This window comes from Streptomyces sp. NBC_00523, from assembly GCF_036346615.1.
GTDB lineage: Bacteria > Actinomycetota > Actinomycetes > Streptomycetales > Streptomycetaceae > Streptomyces.
In genome coordinates, this window is sequence record NZ_CP107836.1 from 6,013,761 (window position 1) to 6,029,392 (window position 15,632).

Genomic DNA, 15,632 nt, shown 5'->3' on the forward strand with positions numbered 1-15,632 from the left:
CCCGCTCCCCGGACCGGTCTGCCGGGCGTCCTTCCCGTGGGGGGTGGGGTCGCCCGGCGGACCCATTTTGCGGATGCCCGTTTTCGTACGGCCCCCGCGGTCGACAATAAGGACATGAGTCAGCAGGGGGAGAAGCCCGCGGCCCACGAGGACGACTGGTGGCGCAGGCTGTACGACGAATCCGCCCCGGACGCGGGGGCGGCCCAGGCCGCCGACAGTCTCGACGACCGGTTCGACTCGGCGTCGGACACGGTGGCGTCCGGGAAGAGCGCGGTCCCCAGGACGCCCGGGGAGATACCCGAGCCCAGGGAGGAGCCGTGGCCGGTGGGGCCGTCGGCGGTCACCCGGCCGGCGGACCCGGGGCCGGACACCTCGCCGGGCGTGGTCGCGCGGCCGCCGGGGGAGACGCCGCCGGAGCCGCCCGCCCGCGCGCCGTGGGACGTGCAGGCGCCGCCCCGCGCCCCGTGGGAGCCGGTGACCGGGCCCGCGCTCCCGCGCACCTTTCCGGGACCGCCGGCCCCCGAGCCCCCGCCGCCGGACCCGGAGCCCGGGCCGCCCGCCTTCGGGGACCCCCGTGTTCCCGCCGGGCGCGAGGTGCCTCCGCTGCCCAGGCGGCCCGTCACCGAGCGGGCCGAGGCGGACGAACCCGCCCCGGAGGAGGCGCCGCCGGAGCCGGCCGTCGTGCCTGAGCCGCCCCGGGTCGTCCACGTCGGGGCCCGGCCGCCCACCTATGACGCCGAGCCCACGGCGCTGCCCGCCACCGACCCGTACGCGCTCGACCGTGTCGTCCCGGACACGGTGCTGGACGGTGCCACGTACGGCACGTACACGCTGCGCGCCGCGTCCGTACGCGGTGACTCGGCCCGGTTCCGGGGGGAGCCGCGCCGGGACGCGCTGCTGACGGCGCGCTTTGGGAACGGGGAGAGCGCGCTGGTGCTGGTGGCCGTCGCGGGCGCGTCGCGGGGTGCCGAGGGGGCGCACACGGCGGCGGCGGACGCCTGCCGCTGGATCGGCGAGGCGGTCGGGCGCAGCCACGCCCGGCTCTCCGACGACATAAGGGCGGGCCGCCGCGCCGACCTGAAGTCCGGGCTCCACCGGCTCACCGACCGCGCCTTCGGCAAGCTGCGCGCCCGCGCCGCCGAACTGGGCGTCGAGCCGGACGCGTACACCGCGAGCCTGCGCTGCCTGCTGCTGTCCGCCGACCCCGACTGCCGCACCCGGGTCTTCTTCGGCATCGGTGCCGGAGGCCTCTTCCGGCTCCGCGACGGCAGCTGGCACGACCTGGAACCGGCGCTGCCGCCGCCCGCCGCGCTGACCGGGGAGCCCGTGGTCGGCTTCGGCTCCTCCGCGCCCGAGAGCGGGCCCGACGGCGACCGGCTGACCATGGACCTGGACATCGTCACGGGCCCCGCCCCGTACGTCGAGGACCCGCTCCCGCCCCCTGCGGAACCGTTCCGCTTCCGGGCCTCCGTCGCCCGGCCGGGGGACACCCTGCTGCTGTGCGGGGCGGGCCTCGCCGAACCGCTGCGCGGCGAACCGGAGCTGGCCGCCGAGCTCTCCACGCGCTGGTCGCACGTGGAGGCACCGGGGCTCGGGGCGTTCCTCGCGGACACCCAGATCCGGGTGAAGGGGTACGCCGACGACCGGACGGCGGTCGGCGTCTGGGAGGCGTAACCGCGCACGCCATGGGTTGATGGATTCCGGATACCGTCCGGGCCGGGGTTTGACGCCCCGCGTCCCGGACAGCCGGACGTGCACGGAGCACAGGCAGAGGGAGTGCGTCACCCATGGCCAAGCAGAACGTGTCGGAGCAGTTCGTCGACATCCTCGCCCGGGCGGGCGTCAAACGCCTGTACGGGGTCGTCGGGGACAGCCTCAACCCGGTGGTCGACGCCGTGCGGCGGCACAAGGACCTCGAATGGGTTCAGGTCAGGCACGAGGAGACGGCTGCGTTCGCGGCCGGCGCCGAGGCGCAGATCACCGGGGACCTGGCGGCCTGCGCCGGGTCGTGCGGGCCCGGCAACCTGCACCTCATCAACGGCCTGTACGACGCCCACCGCTCCATGGCCCCCGTGCTCGCGCTGGCCTCGCACATCCCGTCCAGCGAGATCGGCCTCAACTACTTCCAGGCGACCCACCCGGAGCTGCTCTTCCAGGAGTGCAGCCACTACAACGAGATGATCTCCAACCCGCAGCAGATGCCCCGGCTGCTCCAGACCGCCATCCAGCACGCGGTCGGCCAGGGCGGGGTCAGCGTCGTGACCATGCCGGGCGACGTCGCCGGACAGGCCGCGCCCGAACGCTCCGCGGAGCACGCCCTGGTCAACTCGCGCCCCACCGTGCGGCCGGGCGACGCCGAGATCGAGAAGCTGTGCCGGATGGTGGACGAGGCCAAACGGGTGACGCTGTTCTGCGGCAGCGGCACGGCGGGGGCGCACGCCGAGGTCATGGAGTTCGCCGAGCGGATCAAGTCCCCGGTCGGGCACGCCCTGCGCGGCAAGGAGTGGATCCAGTACGACAATCCGTACGACGTCGGCATGAGCGGGCTGCTCGGCTACGGCGCCGCGTACGAGGCCACCCACGAGTGCGATCTGCTGATCCTGCTCGGCACCGACTTCCCGTACAACGCCTTCCTGCCCGACGACGTGAAGATCGTGCAGGTCGACGTGCGGCCGGAACACCTCGGCCGGCGCACCAAGCTGGACCTGGCCGTCTGGGGCGACGTCCGCGAGACGCTGCGCTGCCTCACGCCCCGGGTCAAGGCGAAGTCCGACCGCAAGTTCCTCGACCGGATGCTCAAGAAGCACGCCGACGCGCTGGAGGGCGTGGTCAAGGCGTACACCCGCAAGGTCGAGAAGCACGTCCCGATCCACCCCGAGTACGTGGCCTCGGTGCTGGACGAACTTGCCGACGACGACGCCGTGTTCACCGTGGACACCGGTATGTGCAACGTCTGGGCGGCCCGCTATCTGACGCCCAACGGCAAGCGCCGGGTGATTGGTTCGTTCAGCCACGGCTCGATGGCCAACGCGCTGCCGCAGGCGATCGGCGCCCAGTTCACCGACCGGAACCGGCAGGTCGTCTCGATGTCCGGCGACGGCGGATTCACCATGCTGATGGGCGACTTCCTGACGCTCGTCCAGTACAACCTGCCGGTCAAGGTGGTCCTGTTCAACAACTCCTCGCTGGGCATGGTGGAGCTGGAGATGCTGGTCGGCGGTCTGCCGTCGTTCGGGACGACCAACAAGAACCCGGACTTCGCGGCCGTGGCGCGCGCGGCGGGGGCGTACGGCGTCCGCGTCGAGAAGCCCAAGGAGTTGACGAGCGCGCTCAAGGACGCCTTCAAGCACAAGGGTCCGGCGCTGGTCGATGTCGTCACCGACCCCAACGCGCTCTCCATCCCGCCGAAGATCAGCGCGGACATGGTGACCGGCTTCGCCCTGTCCGCCAGCAAGATCGTGCTCGACGGCGGGGTGGGCCGGATGCTTCAGATGGCCCGCTCCAACCTCCGGAACGTGCCCCGGCCCTGACACTTACTGGCTGACGGGGCGTCATGAGGGTGCCTCCGGCGCGCTCTTGGCACCCTCAGAGCCATGTGACATATTACTGGCGTGTTCACGAGACAGCCTCTGGATGTTGTCGTCGTCGGAGCCGGGGTCGTCGGCGCCGCCTGCGCGTACTACGCCACCCGGTCCGGCCTCTCGGTCGCGGTGGTGGACGGCGGACCGGTCGCCGGCGGCACCACCGGGGCGGGGGAGGGGAACCTCCTGGTCTCCGACAAGCCGCCCGGGCCCGAACTCGACCTCGCCCGGCTCTCCGCCGCCCTCTGGCGCGAGCTGGCCGAAGTCCTGCCCGGGGCGGTCGAGTACGAGCAGAAGGGCGGCCTCGTCGTCGCGGCGGACGAGGAGTCCCTCGCGACCCTGACCGCGACCGCCGCCGGACAGGCCGGGGCAGGGGTACGCACCACCGCCGTCGCGCCGCACGAACTGCCCGCGCTGGAACCGCACCTGGCCCCCGGCCTCGCGGGCGGCGTCCTCTACCCGGAGGACGCCCAGGTCCAGCCCGCCCTCGCCGCCGCCCACCTGATCCGCGCCGCCCGCGACGCCGGGGCCGCCCTGCACACCGGCCGCCCGGTCACCGCCGTGCTCACCGGCCCCACGGGCGCGGTGCTCGGCGTCCGCACCGGGGCCGGTGACCTGCTCGCCCCGGCCGTGGTCAACGCGACGGGCGTCCGGGGCGGGGAGTTCGCCGCGCTCGCCGGGGTGGAGCTGCCGGTCCTGCCCCGGCGCGGGTTCGTCCTGGTGACCGAGCCGCTGCCGCCGCTGATCCGGCACAAGGTGTACGCCGCCGAGTACGTGGCCGACGTGTCCAGCGCGTCGGCCGCCCTGCAGACGTCACCGGTCGTGGAGGGCACCGCCGCCGGGCCCGTCCTCATCGGCGCCAGCCGCGAACGGGTCGGCTTCGACCGCACCCTGTCCGTGCCGGTGATCAGCGCGCTGGCCGGGGCGGCCGCCGCGCTGTTCCCGGTCCTCGGGGACGTCCGGGTGCTCCGCGCCTACCACGGCTTCCGCCCGTACCTGCCCGACCACCTCCCCGCCATCGGGCCCGACCGCCGGGTCCCCGGCCTCTTCCACGCCTGCGGTCACGAGGGCGCGGGCATCGGCCTCGCCCCGGCGACGGCGGCCCTGGTCACGGCGGCGATCCGGGGCGAGGAGCCACCCCTGGACACGGAGCCGTTCCGGCCGGACCGCTTCGGGGCGGACTCCGGGGGCGGGTCCCCGTGAGCCGCCCGCCTCCTCCGTGAGCCCCCCCGACCCTCCCCGTACCGCCCGATCCACGAGACAGGAGCCCCGGTGAGACGAGCACGCCGACGTGACCCCGCCCGCACCCCGTCCGGGCTTGCCGGGGCCGCACCCGGGCCCGCGTTCGACATCACCTTCGACGGGCGCCCGGTGCCCGCCCTGCCCGGGCAGAGCGTCGCGGCCGCGCTGTGGGCCGCCTCCGTCCTCAGCTGGCGGACCACCCGGGTCAACGGGCGTCCCAGGGGCGCCTTCTGCGGGATCGGCTCCTGCTTCGAGTGCCTGGCCACGGTCAACGGTCGCCCCAACCTGCGGGCCTGCCTGCTGCCCGCCCGGCCCGGCGACGCCGTCACCACCCAGGAAGGCAACGGACATGCCGCACCCCGACCCTGACCGTGCCGAGGTCGCCGTGGTGGGCGCGGGGCCGGCCGGGCTCGCCGCCGCCGTCACCGCCGCCGACGCCGGGCTCGACGTGCTGCTGATCGACGCGGCCGACGCCCCCGGCGGCCAGTACTACCGCGCACCCGCCCCCGGTCTCGGCGCCGGCCGCCCGGAGGCCCTGCACCACGGCTGGGGCACGTTCACCGCGCTCACCGCCCGCCTCGACCGGCACCGCGCCACCGGTCGGGTGCGCCACCTCACCGGCCACCAGGTCTGGGCGGTGACACGGACCGGCGAGGACTGGACCCTGCACGCGCTCACCGGCCCGGACGGCGGTGACGGGGCCGCCCCGCGCGCCCGCCGCCTCGTGATCGCGACCGGTGCCGTCGAGCGCCAACTCCCCTTCCCCGGCTGGACCCTGCCCGGCGTGGTCGGCGCGGCCGGGGCGCAGGCCATGCTCAAATCGGGGCTCGTGCTGCCCGGGCGGCGCGTCGTCGTCGCCGGGAGCGGTCCGCTGCTTCAGGCCGTCGCCCTCTCCCTGGCCCGGGCCGGGGCCCGGGTGCCCGCACTCGTGGAGGCCGCCGGGTACGGGGCGTACGCCCGCGCACCCCTGACCCTGGCCGCGAACCCCGGCCGACTCGCGGAGGGCGTCCGCCACCGGGCGGGCCTCGCCCGGTACGGGGTGCGGATGCTCACGCACCGGGCCGTCACCGCCGTCCACGGCACCGAACGGGTGGAAGGGGTCACGGTCAGCCGGATCGACCGCGCCTGGCGCCCCGTGCCGGGGACCGGCCGGCGCATCGACTGCGACGCGCTCGCCGTCGGCCACGGCCTCGTCCCGCAACTGGACCTCGCCCTCGGCCTCGGCTGCGCCACCCGCACCGGCACGGACGGCTCGGCGGTCCTGGAGGTGGACGCGCGGCTGCGTACCACCGTCCCCGGAGTCTGGGCCGTCGGCGAGACCGGGGGCGTCGGCGGGGTCCAACTGGCCCTGTCCGAAGGGGAGCTGGCCGCCCTGTCGGTGATCGCCGACGCGCGGGGCGGCCGGGTCCCGGCCCGCGCGGGGACGCTGCGCCGCCGTCGGCGCCGGATGCGCGGATTCGCCGGGCTGATGGGAACCGTGCACCGGCCGGGGCCCGCGTGGACCGGGTGGCTCGACCCGGACACCGAGGTCTGCCGGTGCGAGGAGGTCACCGTCGGCGCGGTCCGGACCGCCGTCGCCGAGCTGGGCGCGGGCGACACCCGCACCGCCAAGCTGCTCACCCGAGCCGGTATGGGCTGGTGCCAGGGCCGCACCTGCGGCTTCGCCGTCCGGGCCCTGACCGCCCCGCCCGACACCGACGCGCCTCCCGACCGGCGCCCCCTGGCCTGCCCGGTCCCGCTCGCCGCACTCGCCCGCGCCGCCCGCGACGAGGGCGAGTGACCCCGCGCACCCGATCCGCCCCAGCCCCGTACACCCACCCCGAAGGAGCCCGTATGACCTCCGAGCCCAGCCGCACCGGTGCCCCCTGGCGGGGTGTCATGGTCGCCACGCCGCTCACCCTGCGCGAGGACCGGTCCGTCGACTTCGACGCGTACGCCGCACACGTCCGCGATCTCATCGACGCGGGGTGCGACGGTGTGGTGCCCAACGGATCGCTGGGGGAGTACCAGACCCTGAGCGACCGGGAACGCCGGGAGGTCGTGCGGGTCGCCGTCGAGGCGGCCGGGGACGGGGGCAGGGTGATGCCCGGGGTCTCCTCGTACGACAGCGCGCAGTCCCGGCGCCGCGCCGAGGAGGCCGCCGAGGCCGGGGCCGGCTCCGTGCTGCTGCTGCCGCCCAACGGCTACCCGTGCGAGGACGCGGCCGTCCGCGCGCACTACGCCGAGGTGGCGGCGGCCGGGCTGCCCGTCGTCGCGTACAACAACCCGTACGACACCAAGGTGGACCTGACACCCCGGCTGCTCGGGCAGCTCCACGCGGAGGGGTCGGTCGTCGCGGTCAAGGAGTTCAGCGGCGATGTCCGCAGGGCGTACGAGATCGCGGAGGAGGCGCCCGGCCTCGATCTGCTCGTCGGCGCCGACGACGTGCTGCTCGAACTCGCGCTGGCCGGAGCCGTCGGCTGGATCGCCGGCTGCCCCAACATGCTTCCGGGCAGCTGCGTCGCGCTGTACCGGTCGGCCGTTACCGGGGACCTGGAGCGCGCCCTGCCCCTCTACCGGCGGCTGCACCCGCTGCTGCGATGGGACTCCAAGCCGGAGTTCGTCCAGGCCATCAAGGCGTCCATGGACATCGTCGGCCGGCACGGCGGGCCCACCCGGCCGCCCCGCCTGCCGCTCGACGCCGACGCGCTGGCCGCCGTACGCGCCGCGACGGAGAAGGCGCTCGCCGAGGGCCTGGACTGAGAGGGGGAGGGACGATGCGCAGCCGCCACGTCTTCCACGCCGTCGACTCGCACACCGAGGGCATGCCCACCCGTGTGATCACCGGCGGGATCGGCACGCTCCCCGGCGCCACCATGGCCGAGCGCCGCGCGTACTTCATGGCGCACCGGGACGCGGTGCGCACCCTGCTGATGTACGAGCCACGCGGCCACTCCGCGATGAGCGGGGCCGTCCTCCAGCCGCCGACCCGGCCCGACGCCGACTTCGGGGTGCTGTTCATGGAGGTCTCCGGCTGCCTGCCGATGTGCGGGCACGGCACGATCGGGGTGGCGACCGTGCTGGTGGAGACCGGTATGGTCGCGGTCACCGAACCGGTCACCACCGTACGGCTGGACACCCCCGCCGGGCTCGTCACCGTGGACGTACGCGTCGAGGGCGGGGCTGCCACCTCCGTCACCCTCACCAATGTGCCCGCCTTCAGCGCCGGGCTCGGCCTCACCGCGAAGGTGCCCGGGTTCGGTGAGGTGCCGTACGACCTCGCCTACGGCGGCAACTTCTACGCGATGGTGCGGCTGGCGGACCTGGGGCTGCCGTTCGACCGGGCGCGGAAGGACGAACTGCTGGCAGCCGGGCTGGCGTTGATGGAGGCGGTCAACGCGGCCGACCGGCCGGTCCACCCGGTGGACCCGGCCATCCACGGGCTCAAGCACGTCCAGCTGATCGCGCCCGGCTCCGACGCGGCGCACTCGCGGCACGCGATGGCCATCCACCCCGGCTGGTTCGACCGCTCGCCCTGCGGCACGGGTACCTCCGCGCGCATGGCCCAGCTGCACGCGCGGGGCGAACTCCCGCTGGACCGGGACTTCGTGAACGAGTCCTTCATCGGCACCCGGTTCACCGGACGGCTGGTCGGCGAGACCACGGTGGGCGCGCTGCCCGCCGTCGTGCCGACGGTCACGGGGAGGGCCTGGATCACCGGGACCGCGCGGTACTTTCTGGACCCGGACGACCCCTTCCCGGAGGGCTTCCTGCTGTGAGCCCGCGCCGGGTCCGGGTTCAACGTCACATTGTATTCTGGCCCTCCGTACGGTGCTGGAGGAACAGACATGGCCCGCCTGAGCTCGCTCAACGCCATCTCGGCGCAGGAGCACCTGCGCGACCAGGTGGCGCACGCGCTGCGGGCGGCCCTCGTCTCCGGCGAACTGCGGCCCGGCACGGTCTACTCGGCGCCGACGCTGGCCGCCCAGTTCGGTGTCTCCGCCACCCCTGTACGTGAGGCGATGCTCGACCTGGTCCGCGAGGGCCAGGTCGAGGCCGTCCGCAACAAGGGCTTCCGGATCACCGAACTGACCGACCAGGACCTGGACGACTACACCGAGCTGCGCGCGATGATCGAGGTCCCCACGGTCGGCAGGATCGCGCGCATGGGCCTGACGGCCGAGCTGGAGGCGTTGCGGCCCGTCGCCGAGGAGATCGTCGAGGCCGCCCGCCGGCACGACATCCTGGGCTACCTGGAGGCGGACCGGCGCTTCCACCTCGCCCTGCTGGGACTGGCCGGCAACCGGCGTCTGGTCGAGGAGGTCGGCGAACTCCGCAAGCGCTCCCGGCTCTTCGGGCTGAACCGGCTCTCCGAGTCCGGGCAGCTGGCCGCCTCGGCCGAGGAGCACATCGAGCTGCTCGACCTGGTGGTCGCGGGGGACGCCGAGGGCGCCGAGGCCTGCATGCTCGGCCACATGTCGCACGTCCGCTCGCTGTGGGCGGGCGGACGCCGGAGTGAACCGGCGAGCCAGGCGTAACGCCTCAAGCTCCCCCGTAGGCAAGGGCGTTGACGTGCCGACGAATGTGGTCACGGCCGCTTCCTAAAGACATGTGACATGTGCCATTGTACTGACGGTCGCGCTTGAGGTCGTGTCCATGTCACTTCGCTGACCGTTCCGGTCGCCCGCCGTCCCCGTCCGGCCTCACCCGCGCGCCATCCCCCACGGCCGCGCGACGGCGCGCGGTCATCACCCCGCTGGGAGGCGGCACGTGAAGAAACGAACGGTCCGACAGAGAGTCACCGGACTCACCACCGCGGCTTTGGCGGCCTGCCTGGGCATCGGCATGCTCGCCGCACCCGCCCCGGCCGCCGAGCCCCGGCCCACCGCCCCGGCCGCCGCGAGCGCCACCGCGCACCGGACGACCGGCGAGGCGTCGCCCGAGCCGGGCGGCCCCACCGCGCAGGCCGCCACCGCCCCCGCCCAGGACCCGGCCCACCTGGGCGAGACGGCCGGCAGCCCCGCCGAGCGGGCCCCGGTCAGCGCCTCCAAGGACGCGCTGCGACGCGACTACGACGACCCGCGCGCCACCGAACCGAGCCACCCGGCCCCCTCCATGAAGGCGAAGTCCCTGGCCCGGGCGGCCGCCTGCTCCGTCGCCGACTTCACCAGCCGCACCGGCAGCGCCCTCGTCCAGCAGATCAAGGCGTCCACCACCGACTGCGTCAACACCCTCTTCTCCGTCAAGGGCAACGACGGCTACTTCGCCTTCCGCGAGGCCCAGATGGTCACCGTGGCGAACGCCCTGCGCGACGGCTCGGCCGCCTACCCCGGCGACAGCAGCACCGGCATGCCCCAACTGGTGCTCTACCTGCGGGCCGGGTACTACGTGCAGTACTACGACCCCGGTACGGTCGGCTCGTACGGCACCGCCCTGCGCACCGCCATCCAGGGCGGCCTGGACGCCTTCTTCGCCTCCGCGCACTCCCGCGATGTCACCGACGCCAACGGCGAGACCCTGGCCGAGGCCGTCGTCCTCATCGACAGCGCCGAGCAGAACGCCCGCTACCTGGACGTCCTGAAGCGGCTGCTTGCGGGCTACGACGCCTCGTACAACAGCTCCTGGTACATGCTCAACGCGGTCAACAACGTCTACACCGTGACCTTCCGGGGCCACCAGCTGCCCGCGTTCGTCAGCGCCGTCGCGGCCGATCCGAGCCTGCTCGACGCGCTCGCCGGATTCGCCCGCGACCACCTGGACCTGCTGGGCACCGACCAGTCCTACCTGGCCTCCAACGCGGGCCGCGAGCTGGCCCGCTTCCTCCAGGAGGACACGCTCAGGCCCACGGCGAAGCCGCTGGTCATCGACCTCCTCGGCCGCTCCTCGATCACCGGGCCCACCGCGCCGCTCTGGGTCGGGCTTGCCGAGATGGCCGACTACTACGACAACGCGAACTGCTCCGCGTACGGCACCTGCGACCTGGCCGCACGCCTCAAGAGCGCCGTCCTGCCCACCTCGTACACCTGCAGCGACAGCATCCGCATCCTCGCCCAGCAGATGTCCTCGGACGACCTCACCAAGGCGTGCACCAGCCTGCGCGGCCAGGACGCCTACTTCCACCAGGTGGCCCGGGACAACGGCCCCGTCGCCGGGGACCGCAACACCACCATCGAGGTCGTCGTCTTCGACTCCAGCACCGACTACCAGACCTACGCCGGAGCCATCTACGGCATCGACACCAACAACGGCGGGATGTACCTGGAGGGCGACCCGTCGGCGGCCGGCAACCAGCCGAGGTTCATCGCCTACGAGGCCGAGTGGGTCCGGCCCGACTTCCAGATCTGGAACCTCAACCACGAGTACACCCACTACCTCGACGGCCGGTTCGACATGGCGGGCGACTTCGACGCCGGTGTCACCACCCCGACCGTCTGGTGGATCGAGGGCTTCGCGGAGTACGTCTCCTACTCGTACCGCGACGTCACCTACGACGACGCCCTCACCCAGGCGGGCGCGCACACCTACACCCTGCGCACCCTCTTCGACACCACCTACGAGAACGCCGACCAGACCCGCGTCTACAACTGGGGCTACCTGGCCGTCCGTTACATGCTCCAGTCGCACCGCTCCGACATGGACAAGCTCCTCGGCCTCTACCGCGCCGGTGACTGGAACGGCGCCCGCACCCTGCTCACCTCCACCATCGGCACCCGTTACGACGCCGACTGGGCGACCTGGCTCACGGCCTGCGCGTCCGGGAGCTGCGGCACCACCACCAACCCGCCGACCGAGCCCACCACCCCGTGCACCGGCAGCGACACCCGCGAACTGGGCCAGAACTGCGCCCGCGAGAGCCAGCACGCCACCCGGGGCAACTACGCCTACCTGTACCTCTCCATACCGGCCGGGACCGACCGGCTGACCATCACCACCAGCGGCGGCACGGGCGACGCCGACCTCTACTACAGCTCCACCGGCTGGGCGACCACCGGCTCGTACACCGCCAGGGCCACCGGCAGCGGCAACGTGCACACCCTCACCGTCGACCACCCGGCCGCCGGGGTGCACTACATCAGCCTGTACGGGGTGCAGGACTTCGGGCAGGTGAGCGTCGCGACGCGCTACTGACCCGGCACGCCCTCAGAGCAACCGCAGCGCGTCCGGCCCCGCCCGGTCCCGGATGATCTCCACCAGCCGGTCGAACAGGGTCGGACCGCGCCCCGCAGCCGCCTGCGCACACTCCTCGCGCAGGCGGCTCCGGTTGCTCTCATGGGCGCGGGCGGCCAGCCGGTCCAGATGGCGGGCCGTCTCGGCATGTCCCAACGCCCGGGCGGACACAGCGTGTTCGCGCCACTCGAAGACGAAGTCACCGTCGTCCGGCGCGCCCATGCCGCCGCCCAGACAGTCCGCGAAGGCGTCGAGATTACGGCCGAAGTAGCCACCCGGCCCGTTCACCGCCTCACCGACCACGGTCCAGAAGCTGTCCAGGCCGGTGATCCAGGAACCCTCGATCACATACGTCACGGTCATGGGACGACCCTATGGGTGCGGGGTCAGCAGCCGTGGTCCACCAGGTCGAACGTCTCGTAGTGGTCCGCGGTGTAGTAGTCCTCCTGGATCTCCTCACCGGTGACGATGCGCCGCGCGCCACGCGTCGAGGAGCCAGGGGTGATGACGGTGTACTCGTGGTAGTAGCCGGTGCTCTGCGACGGCAGCACGCCCTCGCGGTTCTGGAAGACGGTGCCGTCCTGGTCGTACGGGAACGGGCCGCCGGAGTCGATGAGATCCAGGGTGTCGTGGGCCTGGGACGGCAGGTCCGAGTAACAGACGCTGCCGACCGATGCGGTCGTCGCCGAGGCGGTCGCGGTGACCGGGCCGCCGACGAGGAGGGCGGACAGGAGGGCGGCGGCGCCGCCGAGCGTGGTGATCCGTGGGGGGATTCGCATGCTCCATGATGACGCGCGTAGACAGCGGCCCGTCAACGCCAACTCAGGTGAATTCTTCGAGAGTTAACCGTGGAGAGGGAACACATCACGTCCCGGGGGTCGCCGGAGTGCCACGGCCGTGCGGCGCTCGAACGCCAGTCCGTCGTCCCGTCATGGGCTGACGGAGCGCCAGATGTGATACGGGACCGTGCGGATGGCTTCCTCGATGTCGATGTCGCCCACCGCGAGCCAGCGCCGCGCGATGCTCGTCACCGGCCCCAGGATCAGCGACTCCAGGACCGGGATCGGCAGGGCGACCAGCTCGCCCGACTCCTGGTGGGCGTGGAGCCAGGCGGCGAGCGGGGCGATCCGGGCCTCCTGGGCGCCCCGGAGCTGGCGCGCGTTGGTGATGGCCTCGCGGTCGACGGTGACCGAGTGCATCAGCCGGGCCGCGTCCGGATGTTCCTGGATGAAGCGGAGGTACGTCTCCGTCAGCGCCCGCACCCCGCCGCGCGCGTCCGTGACCTGCTGCAACGCCCCGACCACCTCGCCGAGGAGGCGGCCCAGCCAGGACTGCGCGAGAGCGAGGACCACGCCCTGAAGGCTGCCGAAGTGGTGGTAGATGCTGCCCGCGCTCACGCCGCTGGCCGAGGTGATCGCGTTCAGCGTAAGGCCGGCCTCGCCCTGGTCCGCGTACAGCTCCAGGGCGGTGTCGAGCACCTGGGCGGCCGTGGCCTCCCCGCGTTGCTGCTTCGGACTCATCGCTTCGGCCCCCGCTTCCGGAATCTCTGGCTCCTCATGATGCCCCCGAGGGGCAGCGTAGAAGAATATTCTGGAATTGTTTCCAGAAGTTGTTCCAATCCGGGCCCGCTTTGCTTCACACTGAACGTTTGTCGCGCCAAGTCGCGGCCGTAGACGGGGATTTCAGGAGACCGGCGTGAACAACGACGACCACGCGGACCACGAGGACTACCTCGATGGAGGCATCAAACCGCTGACACCGACGGACCCGGCGCGCGTCGGGCCCTATCTGCTGCTGGGCCGGCTCGGCGCGGGCGGCATGGGCCGGGTCTACCTGGCCCGCTCCGACGGCGGCCGCACGGTCGCGGTCAAGGTGGTGCACGCGGAGCACGTCGCGGACCCGCAGTTCCGGGGCCGCTTCCGGCGCGAGGTCGAGGCGGCACGGCGCGTCGGAGAGCGCTGGACCGCGCCCGTCCTGGACGCGGCCCCGGACGCCGAATTCCCCTGGGTGGCCACGGGCTACGTGCCCGGGCTCTCCCTGGAACAGGTCGTGCGGGGCCACGGCGCGCTGCCCGCCGCCTCGGTGCAGGCGCTCGCCACGGGGCTGCTGCACGCGCTGAAGGACATCCACGCGGCAGGCATCGTCCACCGCGACCTCAAGCCGTCCAACGTGATGCTCACGATGGAGGGGCCCAAGGTCATCGACTTCGGGATCGCCCGCGCCATCGGGACCGCCGTCGAGTCCCTGCTCACCAGCACCAACATGATGATCGGCACGCCCGGTTTCATGGCCCCGGAGCAGGTGCAGGGGGAGAGCGCGGTACCGAAGAGCGACGTCTTCACCCTCGGCTGCGTCCTGACGTACGCGGCCACCGGGACGCTCCCCTTCGGGCACGGGGCGAGCAACCAGCACGCGATCATGTACCGGATCGCGGAGGCCGAGCCCGAGCTCGAACGGGTCCGGGACGCGGATCTCAAGGCGCTGATCGCCCGGCTGCTGGTCAAGCCGATCGAGGAACGGCCCTCCGTGGACGAGCTGCTGGCCGAGCCGGGGCGCGAGGCCGGTCCGGTCGCCTCCTCCTGGCTGCCGGCCGCCGTCGTGAGCCATCTGGCCCGCCAGTCGGCGCAGTTGCTCGACGCGGAGGCGGAGCCGCTGCGGCAGGAGGGGGACCGGCCGACGGTCGACCTCCGGTCGGCGCCCGAGGTGGCGGCGGCGGTGGTGGAGGGCCCGAAGACGGCGGAGAAGGAGAAGCCGAAGCGCCGCCGCCCCTGGCTGGTCACCGTGCCGCTGGTGGTCGTCCTCGGCGGCGGGGGCGGCACGCTGGTCATGCTCCAGCCGTTCAGCCACGAGGGCGGCGACGCGCACGCGGCGCCCCCGGCCGTCACCTCCACCGGCCCGACCGCCGACCCGGGACCCTCGGTGGCCGGCAGCGCGTCCCCGACGGGCAGCAAGAGCCCGAAGGCGGCGCCCAGCAAAAGGAAGAAGGCGGACACCGGCAAGGACGGGAAGGACGGCAAGGACGGGCAGCCGGGCAAGGACGGCCGGAACACGGGCAGCTCGGGCTCCACGGGAAGCGGTTCGTCCTCTGGCGGTTCATCCTCCACGGGCGGTGGCGGTTCGTCCTCCACCACGACGAGCGGCGGCAGCTCGGGCGGCAGCAGCACCGGCGGCTCTTCCACGAGCACGTCCGGCGGCGGTGGCTCGACCAGCACCTCGGGCGGCTCCTCCACCGGCGGCTCGGGCGGGGGCGGCAGCGCGGTGCCGGCGTCGTTCGTCGGCACCTGGAAGTTCGGAGAGGTGTACAACACGAACCAGCCCGGCACCATCAAGATCACCAAGTCGGGCGTCGTGACCCTGACCGACTACGTGTACGCGAGCTGCCCGTACGAGGCCAAGGTGACCTCAAGCAGCAGCGGCCGGATCAACATCAGCGCCTCCAAGCTGGTCGGACCCAACCCTGGCTATTGCTACAACGAGACCGCCCCGTCCTCCTTCGTCACCAGCGGCAGCGGCATCCAGCACGATGTCAGCGGGTTCCAGTACTACTACAAGCGGGCCTGAGCCCCGCACGATTCCCTCCGGTCCGAAGGGCTCCGCAAGCGTGACAGCCGGTAGGCGGGGCATGCATTGCGTGAGCACCTTCGAGACAGGGGGCGAATGGCC

Annotated in this window: 13 protein-coding genes; 10 read left to right on the top strand and 3 right to left on the bottom strand. The window is 73.1% G+C overall.

Going from position 1 to position 15,632, the window contains the following annotated elements; genetic code table 11:
• The first annotated feature begins 114 nt into the window (after nucleotides 1-114).
• From OHS17_RS27300 to OHS17_RS27340, 9 genes are all read left to right on the top strand, one after another.
• Nucleotides 115-1,674, top strand: coding sequence for a protein phosphatase 2C domain-containing protein (locus OHS17_RS27300; RefSeq protein ID WP_330314267.1), 1,560 nt, complete (start codon nucleotides 115-117; stop codon nucleotides 1,672-1,674).
• Nucleotides 1,675-1,787: 113 nt separating this feature from the next.
• Nucleotides 1,788-3,530: a pyruvate dehydrogenase gene (locus OHS17_RS27305; protein WP_330314268.1), complete on the top strand. Its 1,743-nt coding sequence runs from the start codon at nucleotides 1,788-1,790 to the stop codon at nucleotides 3,528-3,530.
• Between the two features lie 81 nt (nucleotides 3,531-3,611).
• Complete coding sequence (locus OHS17_RS27310) at nucleotides 3,612-4,784, top strand: NAD(P)/FAD-dependent oxidoreductase (RefSeq protein WP_330314269.1); 1,173 nt, start codon at nucleotides 3,612-3,614, stop codon at nucleotides 4,782-4,784.
• A 69-nt stretch (nucleotides 4,785-4,853) separates the two neighbouring features.
• Nucleotides 4,854-5,192: a (2Fe-2S)-binding protein gene (locus OHS17_RS27315; RefSeq protein ID WP_330314270.1), complete on the top strand. Its 339-nt coding sequence runs from the start codon at nucleotides 4,854-4,856 to the stop codon at nucleotides 5,190-5,192.
• A complete protein-coding gene (locus OHS17_RS27320) occupies nucleotides 5,173-6,603 on the top strand; it encodes an FAD/NAD(P)-dependent oxidoreductase (protein WP_330314271.1) in 1,431 nt (476 codons plus the stop codon). Before OHS17_RS27315 ends, OHS17_RS27320 begins: the two co-directional genes overlap by 20 nt.
• 53 nt (nucleotides 6,604-6,656) lie before the next feature.
• On the top strand, nucleotides 6,657-7,565 hold the full coding sequence (locus tag OHS17_RS27325) for a dihydrodipicolinate synthase family protein (protein ID WP_330314272.1): 909 nt from the start codon (nucleotides 6,657-6,659) through the stop codon (nucleotides 7,563-7,565).
• A gap of 14 nt (nucleotides 7,566-7,579) precedes the next feature.
• Entirely contained in the window at nucleotides 7,580-8,581 is a 1,002-nt protein-coding gene (locus OHS17_RS27330) for a proline racemase family protein (protein ID WP_330314273.1), read from the top strand.
• Nucleotides 8,582-8,650: 69 nt separating this feature from the next.
• Nucleotides 8,651-9,340, top strand: a complete 690-nt coding sequence (locus OHS17_RS27335) for a GntR family transcriptional regulator (RefSeq protein WP_330314274.1) — start codon at nucleotides 8,651-8,653, stop codon at nucleotides 9,338-9,340.
• Nucleotides 9,341-9,572: 232 nt separating this feature from the next.
• Nucleotides 9,573-11,930, top strand: a complete 2,358-nt coding sequence (locus tag OHS17_RS27340) for a M9 family metallopeptidase (RefSeq protein WP_330314275.1) — start codon at nucleotides 9,573-9,575, stop codon at nucleotides 11,928-11,930.
• A gap of 12 nt (nucleotides 11,931-11,942) precedes the next feature.
• On the opposite strand, the gene OHS17_RS27345 is transcribed toward OHS17_RS27340, so the two are convergent.
• The 3 genes from OHS17_RS27345 to OHS17_RS27355 form a co-directional block, all read right to left on the bottom strand.
• Entirely contained in the window at nucleotides 11,943-12,332 is a 390-nt protein-coding gene (locus OHS17_RS27345; protein ID WP_330314276.1) for a barstar family protein, read from the bottom strand.
• A gap of 23 nt (nucleotides 12,333-12,355) precedes the next feature.
• Nucleotides 12,356-12,748 (bottom strand): ribonuclease domain-containing protein, encoded by a 393-nt coding sequence (locus tag OHS17_RS27350; RefSeq protein ID WP_330314277.1) that lies wholly within the window; start codon nucleotides 12,746-12,748, stop codon nucleotides 12,356-12,358.
• A 150-nt stretch (nucleotides 12,749-12,898) separates the two neighbouring features.
• Nucleotides 12,899-13,489, bottom strand: a complete 591-nt coding sequence (locus OHS17_RS27355; protein WP_330314278.1) for a TetR/AcrR family transcriptional regulator — start codon at nucleotides 13,487-13,489, stop codon at nucleotides 12,899-12,901.
• 175 nt (nucleotides 13,490-13,664) lie between these two features.
• On the opposite strand from OHS17_RS27355, the gene OHS17_RS27360 reads away from it, so the two are divergent.
• Nucleotides 13,665-15,530: a serine/threonine-protein kinase gene (locus OHS17_RS27360; protein WP_330314279.1), complete on the top strand. Its 1,866-nt coding sequence runs from the start codon at nucleotides 13,665-13,667 to the stop codon at nucleotides 15,528-15,530.
• Nucleotides 15,531-15,632: the final 102 nt, after the last annotated feature.

Excerpts from the sequence above, each read along its gene's own strand:
- OHS17_RS27300 (WP_330314267.1), top strand. The coding sequence starts at position 115 with ATGAGTCAGCAGGGGGAGAAGCCCGCGGCCCACGAGGACGACTGGTGG.
- OHS17_RS27320 (WP_330314271.1), top strand. The coding sequence starts at position 5,173 with ATGCCGCACCCCGACCCTGACCGTGCCGAGGTCGCCGTGGTGGGCGCG.
- OHS17_RS27325 (WP_330314272.1), top strand. The coding sequence starts at position 6,657 with ATGACCTCCGAGCCCAGCCGCACCGGTGCCCCCTGGCGGGGTGTCATG.
- OHS17_RS27330 (WP_330314273.1), top strand. The coding sequence starts at position 7,580 with ATGCGCAGCCGCCACGTCTTCCACGCCGTCGACTCGCACACCGAGGGC.
- OHS17_RS27355 (WP_330314278.1), bottom strand. The coding sequence starts at position 13,489 with ATGAGTCCGAAGCAGCAACGCGGGGAGGCCACGGCCGCCCAGGTGCTC.
- OHS17_RS27345 (WP_330314276.1), bottom strand. The coding sequence starts at position 12,332 with ATGACCGTGACGTATGTGATCGAGGGTTCCTGGATCACCGGCCTGGAC.
- OHS17_RS27350 (WP_330314277.1), bottom strand. The coding sequence starts at position 12,748 with ATGCGAATCCCCCCACGGATCACCACGCTCGGCGGCGCCGCCGCCCTC.
- OHS17_RS27305 (WP_330314268.1), top strand. The coding sequence starts at position 1,788 with ATGGCCAAGCAGAACGTGTCGGAGCAGTTCGTCGACATCCTCGCCCGG.
- OHS17_RS27335 (WP_330314274.1), top strand. The coding sequence starts at position 8,651 with ATGGCCCGCCTGAGCTCGCTCAACGCCATCTCGGCGCAGGAGCACCTG.